General features: G+C 68.1%; 18 protein-coding genes. 6 read left to right on the plus strand and 12 right to left on the minus strand.

Annotation, left to right across the window (positions count from 1 at the left end; genetic code table 11):
* Nucleotides 1-12: 12 nt before the first annotated feature.
* Entirely contained in the window at nucleotides 13-708 is a 696-nt protein-coding gene (gene aqpZ / locus ASE31_RS02255) for an aquaporin Z (protein WP_057199901.1), read from the minus strand.
* 278 nt (nucleotides 709-986) lie between these two features.
* On the opposite strand from aqpZ, the gene htpG reads away from it, so the two are divergent.
* Complete coding sequence (htpG, locus tag ASE31_RS02260) at nucleotides 987-2,966, plus strand: molecular chaperone HtpG (RefSeq protein WP_057199902.1); 1,980 nt, start codon at nucleotides 987-989, stop codon at nucleotides 2,964-2,966.
* 73 nt (nucleotides 2,967-3,039) lie between these two features.
* Here the strand turns inward: htpG and ASE31_RS02265 are convergent, their stop codons facing one another.
* From ASE31_RS02265 to ASE31_RS02300, 8 genes are all read right to left on the minus strand, one after another.
* Nucleotides 3,040-3,345, minus strand: a complete 306-nt coding sequence (locus ASE31_RS02265) for a hypothetical protein (RefSeq protein ID WP_057199903.1) — start codon at nucleotides 3,343-3,345, stop codon at nucleotides 3,040-3,042.
* A 160-nt stretch (nucleotides 3,346-3,505) separates the two neighbouring features.
* Nucleotides 3,506-4,537: a serine/threonine protein kinase gene (locus tag ASE31_RS02270; protein WP_057199904.1), complete on the minus strand. Its 1,032-nt coding sequence runs from the start codon at nucleotides 4,535-4,537 to the stop codon at nucleotides 3,506-3,508.
* A 34-nt stretch (nucleotides 4,538-4,571) separates the two neighbouring features.
* A complete protein-coding gene (locus ASE31_RS02275) occupies nucleotides 4,572-5,666 on the minus strand; it encodes a DUF2855 family protein (RefSeq protein WP_057199905.1) in 1,095 nt (364 codons plus the stop codon).
* Nucleotides 5,667-5,814: 148 nt separating this feature from the next.
* Complete coding sequence (locus ASE31_RS02280; RefSeq protein ID WP_082603993.1) at nucleotides 5,815-6,195, minus strand: DUF1304 domain-containing protein; 381 nt, start codon at nucleotides 6,193-6,195, stop codon at nucleotides 5,815-5,817.
* Between the two features lie 3 nt (nucleotides 6,196-6,198).
* Nucleotides 6,199-6,615 carry an organic hydroperoxide resistance protein gene (locus ASE31_RS02285; RefSeq protein WP_057199906.1) on the minus strand — a complete coding sequence of 139 codons (417 nt, stop codon included), beginning with the start codon at nucleotides 6,613-6,615 and terminating at the stop codon, nucleotides 6,199-6,201.
* A gap of 61 nt (nucleotides 6,616-6,676) precedes the next feature.
* Nucleotides 6,677-7,144: a MarR family winged helix-turn-helix transcriptional regulator gene (locus tag ASE31_RS02290; RefSeq protein WP_057199907.1), complete on the minus strand. Its 468-nt coding sequence runs from the start codon at nucleotides 7,142-7,144 to the stop codon at nucleotides 6,677-6,679.
* Nucleotides 7,145-7,327: 183 nt separating this feature from the next.
* Complete coding sequence (locus ASE31_RS02295) at nucleotides 7,328-8,149, minus strand: crotonase/enoyl-CoA hydratase family protein (RefSeq protein ID WP_057199908.1); 822 nt, start codon at nucleotides 8,147-8,149, stop codon at nucleotides 7,328-7,330.
* An 83-nt stretch (nucleotides 8,150-8,232) separates the two neighbouring features.
* The gene (locus ASE31_RS02300) at nucleotides 8,233-9,081 is read right to left on the minus strand and encodes a 3-hydroxybutyryl-CoA dehydrogenase (RefSeq protein WP_057199909.1); all 849 of its coding nucleotides are present in this window, start codon (nucleotides 9,079-9,081) and stop codon (nucleotides 8,233-8,235) included.
* Between the two features lie 129 nt (nucleotides 9,082-9,210).
* Here ASE31_RS02300 and ASE31_RS02305 point away from each other — a divergent pair, with 129 nt between their 5' ends.
* Both ASE31_RS02305 and ASE31_RS02310 read left to right on the plus strand, forming a co-directional pair.
* Nucleotides 9,211-10,800, plus strand: coding sequence for a GMC family oxidoreductase (locus tag ASE31_RS02305; RefSeq protein ID WP_057200229.1), 1,590 nt, complete (start codon nucleotides 9,211-9,213; stop codon nucleotides 10,798-10,800).
* A gap of 189 nt (nucleotides 10,801-10,989) precedes the next feature.
* Nucleotides 10,990-11,745 carry a hypothetical protein gene (locus ASE31_RS02310; RefSeq protein WP_057199910.1) on the plus strand — a complete coding sequence of 252 codons (756 nt, stop codon included), beginning with the start codon at nucleotides 10,990-10,992 and terminating at the stop codon, nucleotides 11,743-11,745.
* 19 nt (nucleotides 11,746-11,764) lie between these two features.
* On the opposite strand, the gene ASE31_RS02315 is transcribed toward ASE31_RS02310, so the two are convergent.
* Both ASE31_RS02315 and ASE31_RS02320 read right to left on the minus strand, forming a co-directional pair.
* Nucleotides 11,765-12,520: a GGDEF domain-containing protein gene (locus tag ASE31_RS02315; protein ID WP_057199911.1), complete on the minus strand. Its 756-nt coding sequence runs from the start codon at nucleotides 12,518-12,520 to the stop codon at nucleotides 11,765-11,767.
* A gap of 195 nt (nucleotides 12,521-12,715) precedes the next feature.
* Nucleotides 12,716-13,162, minus strand: a complete 447-nt coding sequence (locus ASE31_RS02320; protein ID WP_057199912.1) for an ATP-binding protein — start codon at nucleotides 13,160-13,162, stop codon at nucleotides 12,716-12,718.
* Nucleotides 13,163-13,257: 95 nt separating this feature from the next.
* Here ASE31_RS02320 and ASE31_RS02325 point away from each other — a divergent pair, with 95 nt between their 5' ends.
* Genes ASE31_RS02325 through ASE31_RS02335 form a run of 3 tightly spaced genes read left to right on the plus strand, consistent with a single transcriptional unit; the run spans nucleotide 13,258 to nucleotide 18,090 of the window.
* Complete coding sequence (locus ASE31_RS02325) at nucleotides 13,258-14,052, plus strand: hypothetical protein (RefSeq protein ID WP_082603995.1); 795 nt, start codon at nucleotides 13,258-13,260, stop codon at nucleotides 14,050-14,052.
* Entirely contained in the window at nucleotides 14,049-16,016 is a 1,968-nt protein-coding gene (locus ASE31_RS02330; RefSeq protein ID WP_057199914.1) for a hypothetical protein, read from the plus strand. Before ASE31_RS02325 ends, ASE31_RS02330 begins: the two co-directional genes overlap by 4 nt.
* On the plus strand, nucleotides 16,006-18,090 hold the full coding sequence (locus tag ASE31_RS02335) for a PP2C family protein-serine/threonine phosphatase (protein ID WP_157412308.1): 2,085 nt from the start codon (nucleotides 16,006-16,008) through the stop codon (nucleotides 18,088-18,090). The genes ASE31_RS02330 and ASE31_RS02335 overlap by 11 nt, the downstream gene beginning before the upstream one ends.
* Here ASE31_RS02335 and ASE31_RS02340 read toward each other — a convergent pair.
* The gene (locus ASE31_RS02340) at nucleotides 18,069-18,818 is read right to left on the minus strand and encodes a GNAT family N-acetyltransferase (RefSeq protein WP_057199916.1); all 750 of its coding nucleotides are present in this window, start codon (nucleotides 18,816-18,818) and stop codon (nucleotides 18,069-18,071) included. The genes ASE31_RS02335 and ASE31_RS02340 overlap by 22 nt on opposite strands.
* Between the last annotated feature and the right edge of the window lie 26 nt (nucleotides 18,819-18,844).

Raw genomic sequence — 18,844 nt, forward strand, 5'->3', positions numbered from 1 at the left:
TGCGCCCTTCGGTCAATCTTCGCCGAAGAGAACCCGGTACAGGGCTGCGCCCAGCAGGGCGCCAACCAGGGGTGCGGCCCAGAAGACCCACAGCTCCGACAGCGCATAACCCGGGCCGAACATGGCCGGGCCGGTGCTGCGCGCCGGATTGACCGAGGTGTTGGTCACCGGGATCGAGATCAGGTGGATCAGCGTCAGGCACAGGCCAATCGCCAGCCCGCCCACCCCTTCGGCTGCCCGGCGCGAGGTGGCGCCCAGGATCACGATGAGGAACACGGCCGTGAGCACCACTTCGGTCACCACGGCGGCCATCAGGCCGTAGCCGCCGGGGGAGTGCTCGCCATAGCCGTTGGTGGCAAATCCGCCGATGTCGGCCCCGGGCTTGCCGGTCGCGATCAGGTAGAGCGCGCCTGCCGCCACGATGGCGCCCAGCACCTGGGCGGCGATGTAGCCTGGCAGTTCGGCCGCCTTGAACCGGCCCCCGATGACCAGGCCGACCGACACTGCCGGGTTGAAATGCCCGCCGGAGATGGGCCCCAGTGCATAGGCGCCCGTGAGCACCGTGAGGCCGAACGCCAGGGAAACGCCCAGGAAGCCGATGCCCAACTGGGGGAACGCGGCGGCCAGCACGGCGCTGCCGCAGCCGCCGAACGTAAGCCAGAAAGTACCGAGGAACTCGGCAGACCATTTTTGCAGGGAGGTGGGCATGGGGGATTCCAAAGGCACGGCTGGCGGCACCCCGCCGCAGCACGGGTGCATCTTATGGCGGCAAAATAGGCAATACCAGCGCCAATGGCCCGCCAATTGTCAACAATGCGCGGTAAGCTCGCCGCCGGGCTGCGCTGGCCGGCGGGCATCCGCGCAGCGCCAGCCTTGAAATCGGCGGATACGCCCCGAGCTGAGCACCCGCGAACGTCCTTTGCACGCTGGCCTCTGGCGTGCCGACGGCGCTCCCCGAGACCGTTCGAAAGCAACTCCAAGACACCATGAGCAACAAACAAACCCTGTCGTTCCAGGCCGAAGTGGCCCAGCTTCTGCACCTGGTCACCCACTCGCTGTACTCCAACCAGGAAATCTTCCTGCGCGAGCTGATCTCCAACGCCTCGGACGCCTGCGACAAGCTGCGCTTCGAGGCCCTGAACAACAATGCCTTGTACGAAGACGCGCCCAACCTCGAAGTGCGGGTGTCCTTCGACCAGGCCGCCAAGACGCTGACCATCACCGACAACGGCATCGGCATGACGGCGCAGGAAGCCATCGACCACCTGGGCACCATCGCCAAGAGCGGCACCAAGGACTTCATGGGCAAGCTCTCGGGCGACCAGAAGGCCGATGCGCAGCTCATCGGCCAGTTCGGCGTGGGCTTTTACTCCGGCTTTATCGTGGCCGACAAGATCACCGTGGAGTCGCGCCGCGCCGGCGTGCCCGCCGAAGAAGGCGTGCGCTGGACCAGTGGCGGCACCGGGGACTTCGAGGTGGAGGCCATCACCCGTGCCGAGCGCGGCACCAGCATCATCCTGCACCTGCGCGACGATGCCGAGGAATACCTCAACGCCTGGAAGCTCAAGTCCGTCATCGCCAAATATTCGGACCACATCAGCCTGCCCATCCTGATGGAAAAGGAAGAGTGGAAGGACGGCGAGCTGATCAACCCCGCAGACGAGAGCGGCGGGCGCCAGCCCGGCGGCATGGCCAAGACCGGCGAGTGGGAAACCATCAACAAGGCCAGTGCCCTTTGGACCCGCCCCAAGAAGGACATCAGCGAAGAGCAGTACCAGGAGTTCTACAAGGCCATCAGCCACGACCACGAGGCCCCGCTGACCTGGGCGCACAACCGCGTGGAAGGCAACACCGAGTACACGCAACTGCTGTACATCCCCGCCAAGGCGCCGTTCGACCTGTGGAACCGCGACAAGAAGGCCGGCGTGAAGCTCTACGTCAAGCGCGTGTTCATCATGGACGACGCCGAGGCGCTGATGCCCACCTACCTGCGCTTCGTCAAGGGCGTGATCGACTCGGCCGACCTGCCCCTGAACGTGAGCCGCGAGCTGCTGCAGGAAAGCCGCGACGTGCGCGCCATCCGCGAAGGCTCGACCAAGCGCGTGCTGTCCATGCTCGAAGACCTGGCCAAGCACGACAAGCATGAAGCCGCCGCCGCCGGTGCCGACGGTGTGACCGACGTGGTCGATGCCGACGACCAGGCCAAGGAAGGCAAGTACAGCGCGTTCTACGCCGAATTCGGCTCGGTGCTCAAGGAAGGCCTGGGCGAGGATTTTGGCAACCGCGAGCGCCTGGCCAAGCTGCTGCGCTTTGCCAGCACCACCAGCGACACCGCCACGGTCAGCTTCGCCGACTACAAGGCACGCATGAAGGACGGCCAGGAGGCCATCTACTACATCACCGCCGACACCCTGGCCGCAGCCAAGAACAGCCCGCAGCTCGAAGTCTTCAAGAAGAAGGGCATCGAAGTGCTGCTGATGACCGACCGCGTGGACGAGTGGGCGCTGAACTACCTCAACGAGTTCGATGGCACCCCGCTGCAAAGCGTGGCCAAGGGCGCGGTGGACCTGGGTTCGCTGCAGGACGAGGCCGAGAAGAAGGCCGCCGAAGAGGCCGCCGAGGCCTTCAAGCCCCTGCTGGCCAAGCTCAAGGAGGCCCTGAAGGACAAGGCCGAGGACGTGCGCGTGACCACGCGCCTGGTCGACTCACCGGCCTGCCTGGTGGTCCAGGACGACGGCATGAGCACCCAGCTGGCGCGCATGCTCAAGCAGGCCGGCCAGCAGGCACCCGAGTCCAAGCCCGTGCTGGAGGTGAATGCCGAGCATGCCCTGGTCAAGAAGCTCGAAGGCAGCGTGCATTTCCATGACCTGGCGCACATCCTGTTCGACCAGGCCCTGCTGGCCGAGGGCGGCCTGCCTGCCGACCCAGCGGCCTACGTCAAGCGCGTGAACGCCTTGCTGGTGTGATGCCTGCGCGTGCAGCTGCCCCGGGCGGCTGCACCGACAGGCGTCCGGGGCGCCTTGGAGAGTGGCGTCGCCGTCACTCTTCCTTTGCTTTGGCCATGATGCGGGCATGGACGGCGTCGCGCTCGGTCGGTGCCGCATCGATCAACTGCTTGAGCAAACCGTCGGGCAGCTCGGTGTACTGGCGGCGGTCGTTCTTGACCGGCACATTGCGCCAGCCCGACAGCACCATCCAGCTCCACAGGTCGCGCGAGATGGGCTCGGTGACCGTCATCTTGACGTCGCCACGGATGATGGCGATCCCCACTGCAGGCACGCTGCCCACGGGTGCCGGCTTGCGTTGCTGGCGGATCGAGAGAAGGTTGCGGAACAGGTCTTTCATGGGACTGGCCAGTGTGCAATAGCAAAGATGGCTTCAAGCATATACGAGGCCCGCTCGGGCCCCAAGCGCCAATGGTCCTTTCCCCGGTCGCAAGACTGGCTGCATTCCCAGCGCTTGGGCACGGATCTGGCCCTGCATCGCCCTGCGCGATGCGCCTTCTTCAGGCGCTCAGCGGCTCCTCGCCCATGGCTTCGCATTGCTCGATCAGCATGTCCACCTGGCCGCGCCAGTAGTCGCTGCTGCCGAACCAGGGGAAGGTGGCCGGGAAGATCGGGTCCTCCCAGCGACGCGCCAGCCAGGCGCTGTAGTGGATCAGGCGCAGTGTGCGCAGCGGCTCGACCAGGGCCAGCTCGCGCCGGTCGAAGCTGCGGAACTGCTCGTAGCCTTCGATCAGGGCACTGAGCTGCTGCGTGCGCTGGCGCCGGTCGCCGGACAGCAGCATCCAAAGATCCTGCACGGCCGGGCCCATGCGCGCGTCGTCCAGGTCCACGAAGTGCGGACCGCCGCGGGGCAGGTCGGTCGGCGTCCAGAGGATGTTGCCGGGGTGGCAGTCACCATGCAGGCGGATGGCCTTGGCATTCTGCAGGCTGCTGGCCGCCACCAGCGCAAGCGCCTTCTCGCACTGCTCGCGCCAGGCCGATTGCATGTCCAGCGGAATCATGTCGTGGCCCAGCAGCCAGTCGCGCGATGCCGTGCCAAAGCCCTGCAGGTCCAGCGCAGGGCGGTGCGTGAAGGGCCGGGCCGAGCCCACGGTGTGGATGCGGGCCAGAAAGCGGCCGATCCACTCGAGCACCTCGAAGTCGTCGAGCTCGGGCCCGCGCCCGCCGCGCCAGGGGCTCACGGAAAAGGCAAAGCCGCCGTGGGTGTGCAGGGTGCTGCCGTTCAGTGCCATCGGGCCCACGGCCGGCACCTCGGCCGCCATCAGTTCGGCGGCAAAGGCATGCTCTTCGAGGATCTGGGCGTCCGTCCAGCGACTGGGGCGGTAGAACTTGGCCACCACGCGCTGGCCGTCTTCGAGCGAAACCTGGTAGACACGGTTCTCATAGGACGACAGGGCCATGAGCCGGCCGTCTCCGTACAGGCCCACGCTGGCCAGTGCGTCGAGCACCTGGTCCGGCGTCAGGCGCGCGTAGGGGTGCAGGTCAGAGGCGCTGGGGGCGGCGGTGGGGTCGGTCGGGGGCAGTCGGTTCATGCCCCATTGTCCCCCGCGCTGGAGCCCCCGCCGATCAGGAGGGCTGAAGGCTGGCCATGTGGCCGCTGCGGGGGGCGCCCCCGCCCGCCAGAACGGTGGCAAACAGCGCCTGTGCGGCATCGGGGCCCTGGTGCTGCTGCACCTGCAGCCAGGGGGTGGGCGGCGCCTGCACGGCTGCGGCAAAGGCCTGCCAGGCAGCCACGAGCCGCTCGTTGAGCACCTGCGCGCCCCAGTCGTCGCGGCGCTTCTTGATCTGTGCGGGGGCAAAGAACATGGTCGGGCGCGGGCCGGGCAACTGGCCGGCGCCGCCCAGGTCGTTCACATGGCTGGCGCCCACGGCGCAGCTGTAGGCCAGCGCGGAAAAGCGCTGGTGGATGGCCTCGCGCACGGCCACGCTGCCGGCAAAGTCGATGTAGATGCAGGGCGTGGCAGCCTCGATCTGCTCCAGCGCGTCGTAGGCCACCACCCGGTCGTAGCAGCCCAGGCTTTCGCAGAAGGCCACATTGCCGGGCGAGGTCAGGCCAATCACCTCCAGGCCGCCCCGCTGCGCGAGCTGGAAGGCAGTGCCGTAGGCCGTCTTGCTCGATGCGCTGGACAGCAGCAGGCGCTTGGCACCGCAGAACTGCTGGTCGGCCATGAAGTCGTCGATCAGCCAGGAGGTGATGAACAGCGGGCGCAGCAGTGCCTGGATCTCCTCGGAGTCGGGCGTGTAAAACGGATCGGTGCGGGTGCGTACGTACTGGTTGTACACCGCGTGCAGGCTGGCACGGTGGGCTGCGCCGTCGTAAAAGCCTGCCGGGGTCAGCCGTGCGGGCGTGAGCACGGCGTGGGTGGACATGGGCCAGTAGCCGTAGAGCCGCTCGCCCACAGCCACGCCAGGGTGCAGGGACTGGACCACGTCGCCGAAGCCCCACACAGGCACGATGCCCCAGCCCGTCTCGTCCGATGGAAAGAACTGCCAGTAATTGAGCATGCCGCCCAGTGCGGCATAGGTGATGTTGTTGGCCGTGAGCGCAAAGCGCTCGACGCGCACGCGCACCTGGCCATCGGCCAAAGGAACTTCCTGGGTGGTGCGCAGGGCGGTGTGGGCCAGGGCATCCTGGCGCACGAGGAGGGTGGTGGTGCTCATGGCCGCACGCTAAACGAATCTGCCAATGCGTTCAAGCAGGCGTCGGCGCATGCGCGACACACGGGTGCACCGCCCCATGGAAAAAGGCCCGCCAGCAAGGCCGGCGGGCCTTTGTTCAGGGCCGCGGCCCTGGTAGCGGTGGTGCGTCTCAGGCGTTGCGGGCCTTGGGTTTGTCCAGTGTCAGCACCAGCGCCAGGGCGATCAGCGCGGGCAGGGCCTGGGTGAAGAAGATCTTGGGCACGGCGGTGGCACCGCCGTAAACCCCGGCCACGATCACGCAGGCCAGAAAGAAGATCTTGAACACCCGGTTGTTGGTGGCGAGGCCGAAGATGAGGCCCGCCGCCAGAAACCCGTTGTACAGGCCCTGGTTGGCGGCCAGCGTCACGGTGGCGTCGGCCAGCTCCTGGGTCAGGTTGAAGGTCTTCAGCCCCAGCGGCTTGTTCCAGAAGAACATCTCCAGCACCAGGATGTACACATGCTCGATGGCCACCAGGGCCACCGCGATGCGGGGAATCAGCAGCCGGGCCACCGATTACACCAGCGTGATGGTCACGTCGATGTTGCCGCGCGTGGCGTTGGAGTAAGGGCAGACCTGGTGGGCTGCGTCCACCAGCTTCTGGGCCGTGGCGGGGTCCAGGCCAGGCAGGCTGATTTTCAGGCGGGCAGCGATGCCATAGGCGTTCGGGATCGGGCCCAGGTCGACTTCGGCGTCGATGGACACGTCCTGGGGCACGGGGATGCCGATCTTGCCGCCGACAGCCTTCATGGCGCCGATGAAGCAGGCTGCGTAGCCCGAGGCGAACAGCTGCTCGGGGTTGGTGCCGGTGCCGGACGTGCCAGGCGAGGACAGCTTGACATCCAGCCGGCCATCGTCGGTCTTGGCGGCGCCGTCACGGCCACCGGTCACGTGGGCCTTGGCGGTGTAGAGGACTTTTTCGAGTTGCGTCATGGTGTCTTCCTTTGCAGTGGATGAATGTCCTGAATGCGGACGGGGTGGGAAAGAAAAAAAGTCAGCGCGGCGGCTGGATCCGATCGCGGAAGGTCTTGAGCTGCCCGGTCAGGGCGGTCAGCTCGGGCAGGGTGCACTGGCTGCTTTCGAGTACGCAGGGCGGAATGGCCTCGGCCTTGTCGCGCAGCGCCCGGCCCGGGGCCGTGAGGCTGATGCGCACGCGGCGCTCGTCCTGGGCATCACGGATGCGGGCGATCAGGCCCGAGGTTTCCAGGCGTTTGAGCAGCGGGGTGAGCGTGCCCGAGTCGAGGAACAGGCGCTCGCCCAGTTCGGAGACGGTCACGCCATCCTGCTCCCACAGCACCAGCATCACCAGGTACTGGGGGTAGGTCAGGCCCACGGTTTCGAGCAGCGGCTTGTACAGCTTGGTCATCGCCAGCGAGGCGGAATACAGCGCGAAGCACACCTGGTTGTCCAGGCGCAGCAGGGCCGGGCTGGGGGTGTGGATGGAGGGGTTGCTGCGTGCCATGGGATGAATTGTGCAGCGGAATTGAATTGCGCGCAATTGAATTGTGTAATCTTTTGTTGCTGGGTCGGTCTTGTCGCGGGGTGCAGCCCGTTTCAGTTGAAGCTGTTATTCACGCACGGCGCAGGTGCGCGCGCAAGGCCATGGTGGCAACCATCCGTGACAGGCCCATTGCCGGATTGGCCTTCAGCGACCCGAGAAGCGGGCAGGGCGCTTCTCGACGAAGGCGCGCACGCCCTCCGCCGCATCCTCGCTGTTGGCCAACTGCTTCTGCACCGGGATGAAATCGGCCACCGCGGCCGCCTGGCCCTGCTCGATGGCCTTGAGCACGTTGAGCCGGGTGGCCACCACGGCCATCGGGGCCTGGGCCTCGATGCGCCGGGCGATGGCCAGGGCTTCGTCAAGCACCTGGGCTGCTGGCACCACTTTCTGTACGAAGTTCAGGCGCAGCGCCTCGGCGCTGCCGAATTCGTCGGCGGTCAGCAGGTGCAGCAGGGCATTGCCGGTGCCGGCGCGCTCGGCCATGCGCAGCGTGGCGCCGCCCGTGGCCATGATGCCGCGCTGCACCTCCATCTGCGCAAAGCGGCAGTCATCCGCCGCAACCACGATGTCGGCGCCCAGCATGAGCTCGATGCCCACCGTGAAGCAGATGCCCTTGACCGCCACCACCATGGGCTTGGTGCGGCGCCGGTAGCCTGGCAGGCCGTAGTCGTGGGGCTCCACCATGCCTTCGGGAATGGCCTTTTCGCCGCGCTGCATGTAGGCGCTCACGGCCGGCAGGTCCAGCCCCGCCGTGAAGTGGTCGCCAAAGGCATGCAGCACACCCACGCGCAGTGCCGGGTCGTCGTCCAGCCGGGTATAGGCCTCGGCCAGCTGGCGGAACATGGGCGGTGTCCAGCCATTGCGCTTGGCCGGCCGGTTGATGCCGATCAGCAGCACGTGGCCGAGCACCTGGGTGTCGATGCAGCCTTCGACCGGGGGCGTGGACGGGGTGATGGGTGTCGTCATGGGCGCGGGTGTCTCCTTGCCCATGATTGAAAACCCAATGGAACCCGCGCTCCGTCCCGGGGGGGACAGCGGGCGGTGGCGCGTCAGTAGCTGTAGACGCCCTGGCCGGTCTTGCGGCCCAGGCGGCCGGCGGCCACCATTTCCTTGAGCAGCGGGCAGGGGCGGTACTTGCTGTCGCCGAACTCGGTGAGGTAGACGTCCATCACGGCCAGGCACACGTCCAGGCCGATCATGTCCGCCAGCGCCAGCGGGCCGATGGGCTGGTTGCAGCCGAGCTTCATGCCGGCGTCGATGTCCTCGGGTGTGGCCAGGCCTTCGGCCAGCACGAAGAAGGCTTCGTTGATCATGGGCACCAAGATGCGGTTGACCACGAAGCCAGGGGCATTCTTCACGGTGATGGGGCTCTTGCCCAGGGCCTCGGCCAGCGCCTTCACGGCGTCGTGCGTGGCGTCGCTGGTCTGCAGGCCGCGGATGATCTCCACCAGCGCCATCATGGGCACCGGGTTGAAGAAGTGCATGCCGATGAAGCGGTCCGCACGCGAGGTGGCGGCGGCCAGCTTGGTGATGGAGATCGACGAGGTGTTCGACGCGATCAGCACCTCGGGCGCCACCAGCGCATCCACCTGCTTCAAGATCTTGAGCTTGAGCTCGTAGTTCTCGGTGGCGGCCTCGATCACCAGTTGCGCTGCCTTGAGGTCCTCGTAGCTGGTGGAGACCTTGATGCGCGCCAGCGCCGCAGCCTTGTCGGCTGCCGTGATCTTGTCCTTCTTGATCAGGCGGTCCAGGCTGCCGGCCACGGTGGCCAGGCCTTTTTGCACTGCAGCATCGGAGATGTCCACCATCACCACGTCGATGCCCGAGACCGCGCAGGCCTGTGCAATGCCGTTGCCCATGGTGCCCGCGCCGATGATGCCAACCGTTTGAATCGTCATATAGAGAGCTCTCTTCAAAGTGAAACAGACGGGCAGCATGGTAAGCCGAATCGCACGCCCGTTCGGTTATGGTCTGTCGGGTCCCGGCGCGGCAAAGGCTTTGCGCAGGGCCTGGAGACAAAAAACATGTTGTTCGACTACATCGTGATCGGGGGCGGCTCCGCCGGCTCCGTGCTGGCCGGCCGGCTCACCGAAGACCCCGCCGTGCGCGTATGCCTGCTCGAAGCCGGCCCCGCCGACAAGAGCGTGCTCATCCATTGCCCGGCGGGCCTGGCGGTGATGGCCAAGTTCGAGCTCAACGGCTGGGGCCAGAACACCACCCCACAGGCCGCGCTCAATGGCCGCCAGGGTTACCAGCCGCGTGGCAAGGTGCTGGGCGGATCGAGTTCCATCAATGCCATGGTCTACGTCCGCGGCCAGCATGCCGACTACGACCACTGGGCGGCCCAGGGCAACCCCGGCTGGGGCTGGGAGGATGTGAAGCCCTACTTCCTCAAGGCAGAGCACAACGAGCGCGGCGCCGATGCCTGGCACGGCCAGGGTGGCCCCCTGAACGTGGCCGACCTGCGCTCGCCCAACCGCTTCAGTCACCTGTTCACCGAGGCCGGCGTGCAGGCCGGCCACCCGCACAACACCGACTTCAACGGCGCCACGCAGGAAGGCGTGGGCATGTACCAGGTGACGCACAGGAATGGCGAGCGCCACAGCGCGGCCAAGGGCTACCTCACGCCCCACCTGGCGCGCAGCAACCTGCAGGTGATTACCGGCGCGCACGCCACGCGCATCCTGCTCGAGGGCAAGCGCGCCGTGGGTGTGGAGTACCGCCAGGGCGGCGCGTTGCACGAGGTGCGCGCCAGCCGCGAGGTGCTGCTGAGCGCCGGCGCGCTGCTCTCGCCGCAACTGCTCATGCTCTCGGGCGTGGGGCCAGGCGCGCACCTGCAGCGCCATGGCATCCCGGTGCTGCACGACCTGCCGGGCGTGGGCCAGCACCTGCATGACCATCCTGACGTGGTGCAGGTGTTCAATGCGCCAGAGCTCAAGGACCTGTTCGGCATTTCACCTGCGGGCATGTGGAGCCAGTTGCTCGGCGTGCTCGAATGGCGCCGCAGCCGCACCGGCATGCTGACCACCAACTTCGCCGAGGCCGGCGGCTTCGTCAAAAGCGACCCTGCCGAGGCCGCCCCCGACCTGCAACTGCACTTCGTGATCGGCAAGCTGGTGGACCATGGCCGCAAGACGGTGCTGGGCCATGGCTATTCAGCCCACGTGTGCCTGCTGCAACCGCGCAGCCGGGGCACGGTGGCGCTGGCGACCAAGGACCCGGTGGCCCTGCCGCTGGTGGACCCGCGCTTCCTGGAGGACGCGGACGACATGCAGCGCATGGTGCGCGGCTTTCAGCGCCTGCGCGACATCCTGGCGCAGCCGGCGCTGGCACGCTTCGGCGCGCGCGAGCTGCCGGCATCGGCCGGTGCGCAGACCCCCGCGCAGATCGAGCAGTTCATCCGCCAGTACGCCGACACCATCTACCACCCGGTGGGCACCTGCCGCATGGGGCCAGGGCCGCTCGATGTGGTGGATGCGCAGCTGCGCGTGCACGGACTGCAGGGCCTGCGCGTGGTGGACGCCTCCATCATGCCGCGCATCGTGAGCGGCAACACCAACGCGCCCACGGTGATGATCGCCGAGAAGGCCGTGGACATGCTGCGCGCTGCGGCGTGATGGATGTCACGCCCTGGATTGGCGCAGGGCGCTGAAAGCGGAAATTCTTCACAGGCGAAATCGCAGTGCTTTCCTAGACTTCTTTCATCGGCTGCGGATGCATGGTGCATCCGGCCGGACACCGCCAGAACTCTCCTGCAGGCGGTGTGGCAACGCCCCGCAAGGGCAGCATAAAAGAAGAGCAAAGCGATGAACATCGACCCCCGCGAAATCTCGGCCCTGATCTCGGCCCATACCGACCCTTCGGCACAACCCGGCGCGCCGCGCATGGACATGTATGCCGGCATCCACAAGGCCCTGCGCGCCGTGATGGCCCACACCCTGCTGGCCCTGGGCCGCATGGACGTGACCGATGAGGAGGAATTCGCCAGCCACTGCGAACGTGTGATGGACCTGCTGGACCTGTGCCGCTCGCACCTGCAGCACGAAAACACATTCGTGCACACGGCCATCGAAGCCCGTGCACCGGGCGCGGCCCGCGTGCTCGAAAGCGAGCATGTTGAGCACGAGGCCGCCATCGCCGCATTGGCTGCTGGCATCACGCAGCTGCTGGGCTGTGCGCCTGCCGCGCGGCCCGTGGCCACCCAGGCGCTGTACCGCCAGCTGGCGCTGTTCATCGCCCACAACTTCGAGCACATGCATGCCGAGGAAACCACCCACAACAGCGTGCTCTGGGCGCACTACAGCGACGCGGAACTGGTGGAGGTGCACAACGCCCTGGTCGCCTCCATCCCGCCCGAGGAGATGATGGCCATCCTGCGCTGGCTGGTGCCCTTCATGTCGCCGCCCGAGCGCACGGCCCTGCTGGCCGACATGCGCGCCCACGCCCCGGCACCTGTGTTCACCGGCGTGCTCCACAGCGTGAAGCCCCATCTCACGCCCTACGAATGGATCAAGCTGATGCGCAGCCTGGGCATGTCCTGCGAGATCGCGCCGCCGTACTGAGCCCGGCGGTGCGGGGCGGTCAGTCCGCTGCGGCTTCGGTCGGCGCGTAGCACCAGCGGTTGCGGCCGTTGCGCTTGGCCTCGTACAGGCCGGCGTCGGCGTGGGCGATCAGCTCATCCACGCCTCGCCCGTGGTCAGGGAAATGCGACAGGCCGATGCTGGTGCCGATGTCCGCGCCGCCGACGGCGAGCTGAAAGCGGTCGGTCAGCGCCGCCACCATGCGGTTTGCCACGCTCTGTGCGTCTTCGGCGCTGGCGCCGGGCAAGACGCACAGGAACTCGTCGCCGCCCAGGCGTGCCAGGGTGTCGCCTTCGCGCAGGCAGCCGCGCAGGCGCTGCGTCACCAGGCACAGCAGTTCGTCGCCCGCTGCATGGCCCATGGTGTCGTTGACATGCTTGAACTTGTCCAGGTCAAGGAACAGCACCGTGAGCAGCCCCTGGCGCGTGTTGGCATCGGTCAGCGCCTGGCGCAGCCGGTCGCGCGCAATCATGCGGTTGGGCAGGCCGGTCAGCGGGTCCAGATTGGCGGCCTCCAACTCGCGGCGGGTCTCGTCCAGGTCGGAGATGCGGCATTCAAGTTCGAACTCGCGCGCCTCCAGCTTGACCACCATATGGGCGAAGGCCTCGGTCAGTCGGGCCTGAACGCTTCCCTCGGGGCGCTCGCCGGTCATGTCCATGAGCGGCCCGATGGCGCGCAGGTCCCCCTGCTGGGCGATGCGCTGCATGATGTCGCACAGGCGTTGCAGGAAGGCGTCGTCGGTCTCGGCAGGGGTCACAGGGTGTTCTCCTCGTGGCGGCAGGCAGCATGTGCGTGGCTGCTGCAGGCGCGTGCCAGCGCAAAAAATCACAGCAACAACGGCATGTTTGGGTGTTACAAAAAGCGCAAAGCGAGGCGCACAAACGACAGCCCCGCGACGGACGCGATGATACGCTCGTACACTTGTTAACAATCTAGGGCCTGTCAGCAGGCCCTACCGTGACTGCGCCGCCCCAGCGGCCGGCAGGCAACGCGATACCGTGACTTCGTTGACTTCCCCGTCGCGCCGATACTCGAAACGATCTGCCAACCTCTGCACGAAATGCACGCCCAGGCCACCTATGTCCCGATCATCGAGCGAGGCCCCCACGTCGGGCGCCGCCAAGGTGGTGGGATCGAATGCCCGCCCATGGTCGCGCAACACGGCCTGCAGCCGGGTCGGCGCATCAAAGCGCACATGCACCTCCACCAGGCCGCCCTGCCCCGCATAGCCATGCATGGCCACGTTGGTCAGCAATTCGTCGAGCATCAGTCCGAAGGACGAAGCCAGGGGCATCGGCACCCCGTTGTCATCCGCCCAGGCCTCCAGCCGCTCAAAGAAAAAGGGAAGCTCGGCAACGGTGCCGTGCAGGGTCTGCTGCCATTCGAGCGGTGGATTCATAGATGTCTGCGCGCTGAAACCTTGGGCTGCTCCTGCGGGCGCGGTCTGCGCCGCAGTCCGGTGGGTCGCCGAAGCATTGTGGCATGAGCCAGACCATGCCAACGCTTTCATCGCCCTCAGCACCCCAGGTCGCCAGCACCGCCGTCGCGGCAAGGCCCACACTCGCCGCGCTGTGGGAACTCGCCGGGCTGTGGCTGCTCATCGTGCTGGCCGGCATCGCACTGATCACCAGCCTGCTGCTGGACTTGCGCGCGCAAGAAGAAGCGCAGATAGAGCGCTCGCGCCTGTCGCTGACGCTGGTGGAACTGCAGGAGGCCATTGAGGGCGACCTGGGGCTGGGCTTTGACCTGCCCGACCACCGCGGCATCCAGCCCCGGCTGGAGCGTGCCTTGGCCAGCGACACCCAGCTTTACGCCATCGACGTGGTAGACCGCGCGGGCATTGCCCTCTTCAGCACGGACCAGGGTGCCATCGGTGAGGCGCTGCAGCCCCGTGCGGCACGCGCGGCCGAGGCCGGCGCGCGCCAGGACCGCATCTGGAGCGCAGCGCTCCCGGGAGAGGCCATCATGGGCCTTCCCCTGCACAACGCCTTCGGCGAGGTCGTGGGCCACATCAGCGCCACGTATGCGACCCAGCCCGTGCGCTTTCGGCTCGCGGTGTGGCAGCCTGATGGACAAACCCTCACGCTGGGCGCCATGGCGGTGCTGGTGCTGGCCATCGCCGGCCTGCTGGGCTGGCTGGCCACGCTCTGGGCCCTGCAACCGCAGTCGGCCCGGTTGCGCATCGAATGCCAGCGCTCGCAGACGCGGGCACTGGGGCGCAGTGCCCAGGTTCGCCAGCGCATGGACGAATGCCTGGTGCGCCTGGACGAAAGCGAGCGCTCCGAATGACCGCGCGCCGCGCTTTCGACCCCGCGACCCGCCTGGGCATCGCGGCCTTGGTGCTGCTGCTGCTGGCTGCCTGCGTCCTGTCCATCTACACCTATGACCAGTTGCGCGACCTGCGGGCCGCAAGCGACCGAACGCGTTCGCAGCTGATGGCCCAGTCGCTGAGCGTGCGCATCAGCCACGCCGTCGAATCCGGCATCCCGCTGCGCGGCCTGGTGGGCGTAGAGGCGCTGTTCCAGCAGCGCATGGCGTCGCAGCCCGACATCCATGCCGTGGCACTGGTGCTGCCCGACGGCAAGGTGCTCTGGGAGGTCACGCGCGACGCAGCCGCGGCAGGTGCCACGGCCGAGGCGCCTGTGCAGGTCCGTGGCGCTTCCGTGGCCACCCTGCGCCTGGCTTTGCGCGACAGCGGTGCCGCCGCCTTCGCCCGTGCCACGGCCGCCCTGCTGCTGCCTGCCATCGGGGTGCTGGCACTGCTGGCCTATCTGGCCGCGCGCTTTTCGCAGGCCCAGGGCATCGAGCTGCGCAACCATGCCGCCTGGCGCGCGCGCCGCGCCATCGCCCAGGGTCACTACGACAACACCGTGGTGCTGCCGCAACGGCGCGGGTTCGACCTGCGGGTGCAGCAATTGGGCCATGCGGTGCGCGAGGTGCACGAAGGGCTGGTGCGCGTGCGCCGCCTCATCGCCTCGCTGCGCCAGACCGAACCCCAGCACGCGCGGCGCGAACGCCTGGACCAGTTGCTGGCCAAGGCCGAGGCCCATGACCGCTTCGCCGAACACGGTATTGCCCAGGTGCGGGTGGTCGCAGCAGAAGCGCAGGCGTTCTGGATCGCCCTGCTCGTGGCCTTGAGCGCGCTGGCGCTGCAGACCCTGTGGCTGCGCAGCCTGCACCTGCAAGGCGAAACACCCTGGCAGTGGCAGGGCCTGGCACCGGCCACTGCCGCCAGCCTGGCCGCCTTCTTCGTGGCGGGCACGGCGGCCTGGTCCGTGACACGCTGGCGCCGCTGGCCAGCGCCCACCGTGGTGCTGCCCGCCTGCATCGCCCTGTTGGCCACAGCCATGGCCTGCGCCAGCGGCCTGCCAGCGAGCCTGCCCTGGACCTTCGCCATGGCGGCGGGTGCCTGGCATGGCCTGGTGGTGGGCGCCGTGCTGGCCGCCTGCCAGGCCGTCGAACACGTGCCACGCACCCGGCCCGAATACGCGCACGCCCGACCCCGCTGGCGCGCCGCGACCTGGAGCGCCTGGACCGTCGCTGCCGTCTGGCTGGGCCCGGCGCTGGGCAGCCTGGCGCTGGACGCCTTGGGCATGCTGCAGGGAGCCTATGCGCTGCTGCTGCCCGCCGTGTGCGCGGGCTTTTTTGTGGTGCGCTGGAACGGACCGCGCAGCCCCTGGCGCAGCCGCACGGGGGTGCACGGCAACGCCCTGCGCGCAGCGGCCCGGCCCGCGGCCGACCGCACCAGGGCATTGGGCCAGTCCGGTGCCGCCGGCTTGCTGCTGGGCCTGGCGCTGGCCGCACATGCGCTGGGGCAGCCCCCCATTTGGGCACCCCTGCTGGGGCTGGGCGTGGCGGCCGGGCTGTTCCTGCGCGGGCGCATGCCGTCCCCGAGCATCCTGACCGCCGTAGCCGCCGTAGCCACCCTGCTGGCCTTGGCCATCGCCTCGGGTTGGCTGCCCACGGGCTGGTATCTGCAGGATGCGGCGCTGGTGCTGGCCGCCCTGCTGACCGGCGTCGCGCTGGGCCGGCTGGCGCGCACAGCCGAGGGCCAGGGCCGGCTGCCCGAGCTGTCGGCGGCCCAATGGGCCGCGATGGGCCTCGGCGCCGTGGTTGCCAGTGGCGCTCTGGGCGCCCACCTGCACGGCGGCTGGCCCTTGCTAGCGGCCGCGTTGCTGCTGCTGGTTTGCAGCAGGCACGCTCAGCGCGCCGCTGCGAGTGCGGTCCGCGCCGGGGGGCACCATGCACCTTAAGCACCGGCTGATCGCCATCCTGCTGGCCGCCATGGCCCTGTTGGTCGCAGCCTTCGCCACGATGGGCTGGCTCAGCGACCAGCGCTGGTCGCAGCGTTACGACGAAGTGCTGCTGCAGAACCAGCGCATCGCCTGGGACAAGCTGCAGAACGAAAACCTTGACCGCCAGGACGTGCTGGCCCAGCAGCTGCTGGAGGATGCGGCTATCCGCGACCTTGCAGCGCACGGTGCCGGGGCCCGCATCGACGCGCTGCTGGCGGCCGCGACTCGGCGCGCACCGGGCTTGCGCATCGATGTCTTCGACCGCCAGGGCACGCTGGTGGCCACCACCGAGCCCGGGATCGATCCGCAGCCGATGGCCGAAGTCCGTTGGGTGGCCACGGCCAGTGGCCAGAGCGGCGCCGTGCGCGGGCTCAGCCAGGTGGCGGTGCGCCAGTACCAGTGGGTGGTGGTGCGCGGCTTCGACGGCGGCGCGCTGGCCGTAGGCCAGGACGTCGCCCCCAAGCTGCCCGAGCTGGCCACCTACCTGGGAGGTGACATCTTCCTGGCCAACATGCGCGGCGCCGAATCCGTGGGCACCCGCGCGGGCGTGCTGGCTGCCACCGAAACGCCGATCCCCGTGCGCTCCAACCAGGCCGTCACCGTGCAGCTGGAAGACCACAACCGTGAACCACGCGCCCTGCGCATCGTCAGCCAGCCCGTGCGCAACCCCGATGCGCGCATCGTTGGCGCGCTGGTCTGGATGCAGGACGTGAGCGACAGGCACTACGCCGACCAGCTGTTCTCGCGCACCGCGCTGGCGGCGGCGCTGGCCTTCGCCGCGATGCTGGCGGCAGGCCTCGTGGTCTACCTGCGCCACGCGATGGAGCCGCTGGCGCGCTCGGTCGGCGTGCTCAACGCGCTGGCGCGCGGCGCCACCGATGCCTCGCTGGACCAGGGCGAGGAAGACGCCGAGGACGAGTCCGGAGAGATCGCGCGCGGCGTGGTGGCCATCCGCTCGGAACTGCTGAACCTCGAAACCCTGCGTCAGGAGCGCATCCGCACCCGCCAGCAACAGGAACGCCTGATCCGCGACCAACTGCGCACCCTGGCCGACAGCCTGGACCTGGCCTCGCGCGAGGAGATCCTCGCGGCGCTCGGTTCGAGCGCCGAAACGCCGGTCAGCCACGCCCCGGCCGACGCCAGCGCCGCGCCGACCAACCATTTGGCCGAACTCGCGGGGATCCTGGGCCGCATGTCCGGGCTGGTCACCAACCAGCAAAGCCGCCTGCTCAAGCTGCTGCGCGAGCTGCAGGCGGCGGTGGTGACCCAGGCCACCCTGGCCAGCCTGCAACAGGAGCTGGAGATCGCCCGCCAGATGCAGCTGTCCATCCTGCCGCGCTCGGCGCCCGACGTGGGGGAGGTCGACATCGCGGCCACCATGATCCCGGCCAAGGAAGTAGGGGGCGACTTCTACGACTATTTCCCGATCGACGACGAGCACCTGGCCGTGGTCGTGGCCGACGTATCGGGCAAGGGCGTGCCGGCCGCATTCTTCATGGCGATCTCGCGCACCCTGCTCAAGAGCAACGCACTGTTCCTGCGCGAACCCGGTGCCACCATCCGGGCCCTCAACGACCAGCTGTGCGCCGAGAACGACCAGATGATGTTCGTCACCGTGTTCTACGGCGTGCTGCACTTGCCTACCGGGCGGCTGGTTTACGTGAATGCGGGCCACAACCCGCCGGTGCGCCTGACCGGCACCAGCGCCGCGCTGTTCCCGCGCGGCAGGAACATGGCGCTGGCCGTGATGGAAGAGCAGGAATACACCGAGGGCGAGGTCACGCTGGCCCCCGGCGAAACCGTCGTGCTCTATACCGACGGCGTGACCGAAGCGACCAATGCGGACAATGCGCTTTTTGGGGACGCCGCCCTGCTTGCGGCCATGAAAGCCATTGTCAGCGACCCCCGAGAGGTGGTCACGGCGCGCATTCCCGAGCAGCTCGTGAGTGCCGTGCGCGGCTTCGAGAACGGCGCCGCGCAAGCCGACGACATCACGGTGGTGGCAATGACCTACCGGGGGCGGCGGTTGTGACCGAGATGGCGCGCGTAGCGCAACGACACCGCACCGTCGGGTGTGCGCACCTCGCCCACGCAGGCGTAGCCGGCCAGCGCCGCCGCGCGCAGGGCCTCGTAGTCCAGGCTGGGCAGCAGCAACTCCCCCTCGGCCGCAAAGTCCATGCCCTGCTCAAGATCGATCATGGCCACGTGGCGGTGCAGGCCGTCGATCATGCCGGTCCAGACGACACGCAGGCCCTGGCGCAGCATGTTGTGGCGGCTGCGGTGGTTGAGCAGGGAGACCAGGGCCATGCACAAGGGACGTCCGCAGGCCTGTGCCAGGCCCAGGCGCGCCGACAGCAGCGTGCGCTGCAACTGGCGACCACGCCACTGCGGCAGCACCATGCAGCTCGACAGATGCGCCACCATGCCCTGCTGTGCCGGCTCCAGGCCGATCACGTGGCCCAGGTTATGGGCCTCCTGTTCGCCCGGCAGTTCGATCATGGCGTAGGCGATCAGGGCGTCGTCCACAAACACCCCGATGACTTCGCCGCTCGGAGACAGGTGGGCCTGGAAGAAGTTCTCCTCGTGGTCCTCGCGCACATAGAGGTCAGGGTCGGGCAGCGTGGCCAGCACGGTGTTGCGCAAGGCCACCCACGCCTCGAAATCTTGCGACTCCAACAAGCGGGTGTGCGCCTGGGGCAGTTGGCCCAGTCCCACTTCAGGCAGCAGGACGCGCGGTATGGGGGACAGGGAGCTGAGCACGGTGGACGGGGTGGCGCAAACAGCGC

The sequence above is a fragment of the Acidovorax sp. Root217 genome (assembly GCF_001428645.1).
Lineage (GTDB): Bacteria > Pseudomonadota > Gammaproteobacteria > Burkholderiales > Burkholderiaceae_C > Acidovorax.

Coding starts and splice junctions, on each gene's coding strand:
- aqpZ (WP_057199901.1), bottom strand. CDS start 708: ATGCCCACCTCCCTGCAAAAATGGTCTGCCGAGTTCCTCGGTACTTTC.
- htpG (WP_057199902.1), top strand. CDS start 987: ATGAGCAACAAACAAACCCTGTCGTTCCAGGCCGAAGTGGCCCAGCTT.
- ASE31_RS02265 (WP_057199903.1), bottom strand. CDS start 3,345: ATGAAAGACCTGTTCCGCAACCTTCTCTCGATCCGCCAGCAACGCAAG.
- ASE31_RS02270 (WP_057199904.1), bottom strand. CDS start 4,537: ATGAACCGACTGCCCCCGACCGACCCCACCGCCGCCCCCAGCGCCTCT.
- ASE31_RS02275 (WP_057199905.1), bottom strand. CDS start 5,666: ATGAGCACCACCACCCTCCTCGTGCGCCAGGATGCCCTGGCCCACACC.
- ASE31_RS02285 (WP_057199906.1), bottom strand. CDS start 6,615: ATGACGCAACTCGAAAAAGTCCTCTACACCGCCAAGGCCCACGTGACC.
- ASE31_RS02290 (WP_057199907.1), bottom strand. CDS start 7,144: ATGGCACGCAGCAACCCCTCCATCCACACCCCCAGCCCGGCCCTGCTG.
- ASE31_RS02295 (WP_057199908.1), bottom strand. CDS start 8,149: ATGACGACACCCATCACCCCGTCCACGCCCCCGGTCGAAGGCTGCATC.
- ASE31_RS02300 (WP_057199909.1), bottom strand. CDS start 9,081: ATGACGATTCAAACGGTTGGCATCATCGGCGCGGGCACCATGGGCAAC.
- ASE31_RS02310 (WP_057199910.1), top strand. CDS start 10,990: ATGAACATCGACCCCCGCGAAATCTCGGCCCTGATCTCGGCCCATACC.
- ASE31_RS02320 (WP_057199912.1), bottom strand. CDS start 13,162: ATGAATCCACCGCTCGAATGGCAGCAGACCCTGCACGGCACCGTTGCC.
- ASE31_RS02325 (WP_082603995.1), top strand. CDS start 13,258: ATGCCAACGCTTTCATCGCCCTCAGCACCCCAGGTCGCCAGCACCGCC.
- ASE31_RS02330 (WP_057199914.1), top strand. CDS start 14,049: ATGACCGCGCGCCGCGCTTTCGACCCCGCGACCCGCCTGGGCATCGCG.
- ASE31_RS02335 (WP_157412308.1), top strand. CDS start 16,006: ATGCACCTTAAGCACCGGCTGATCGCCATCCTGCTGGCCGCCATGGCC.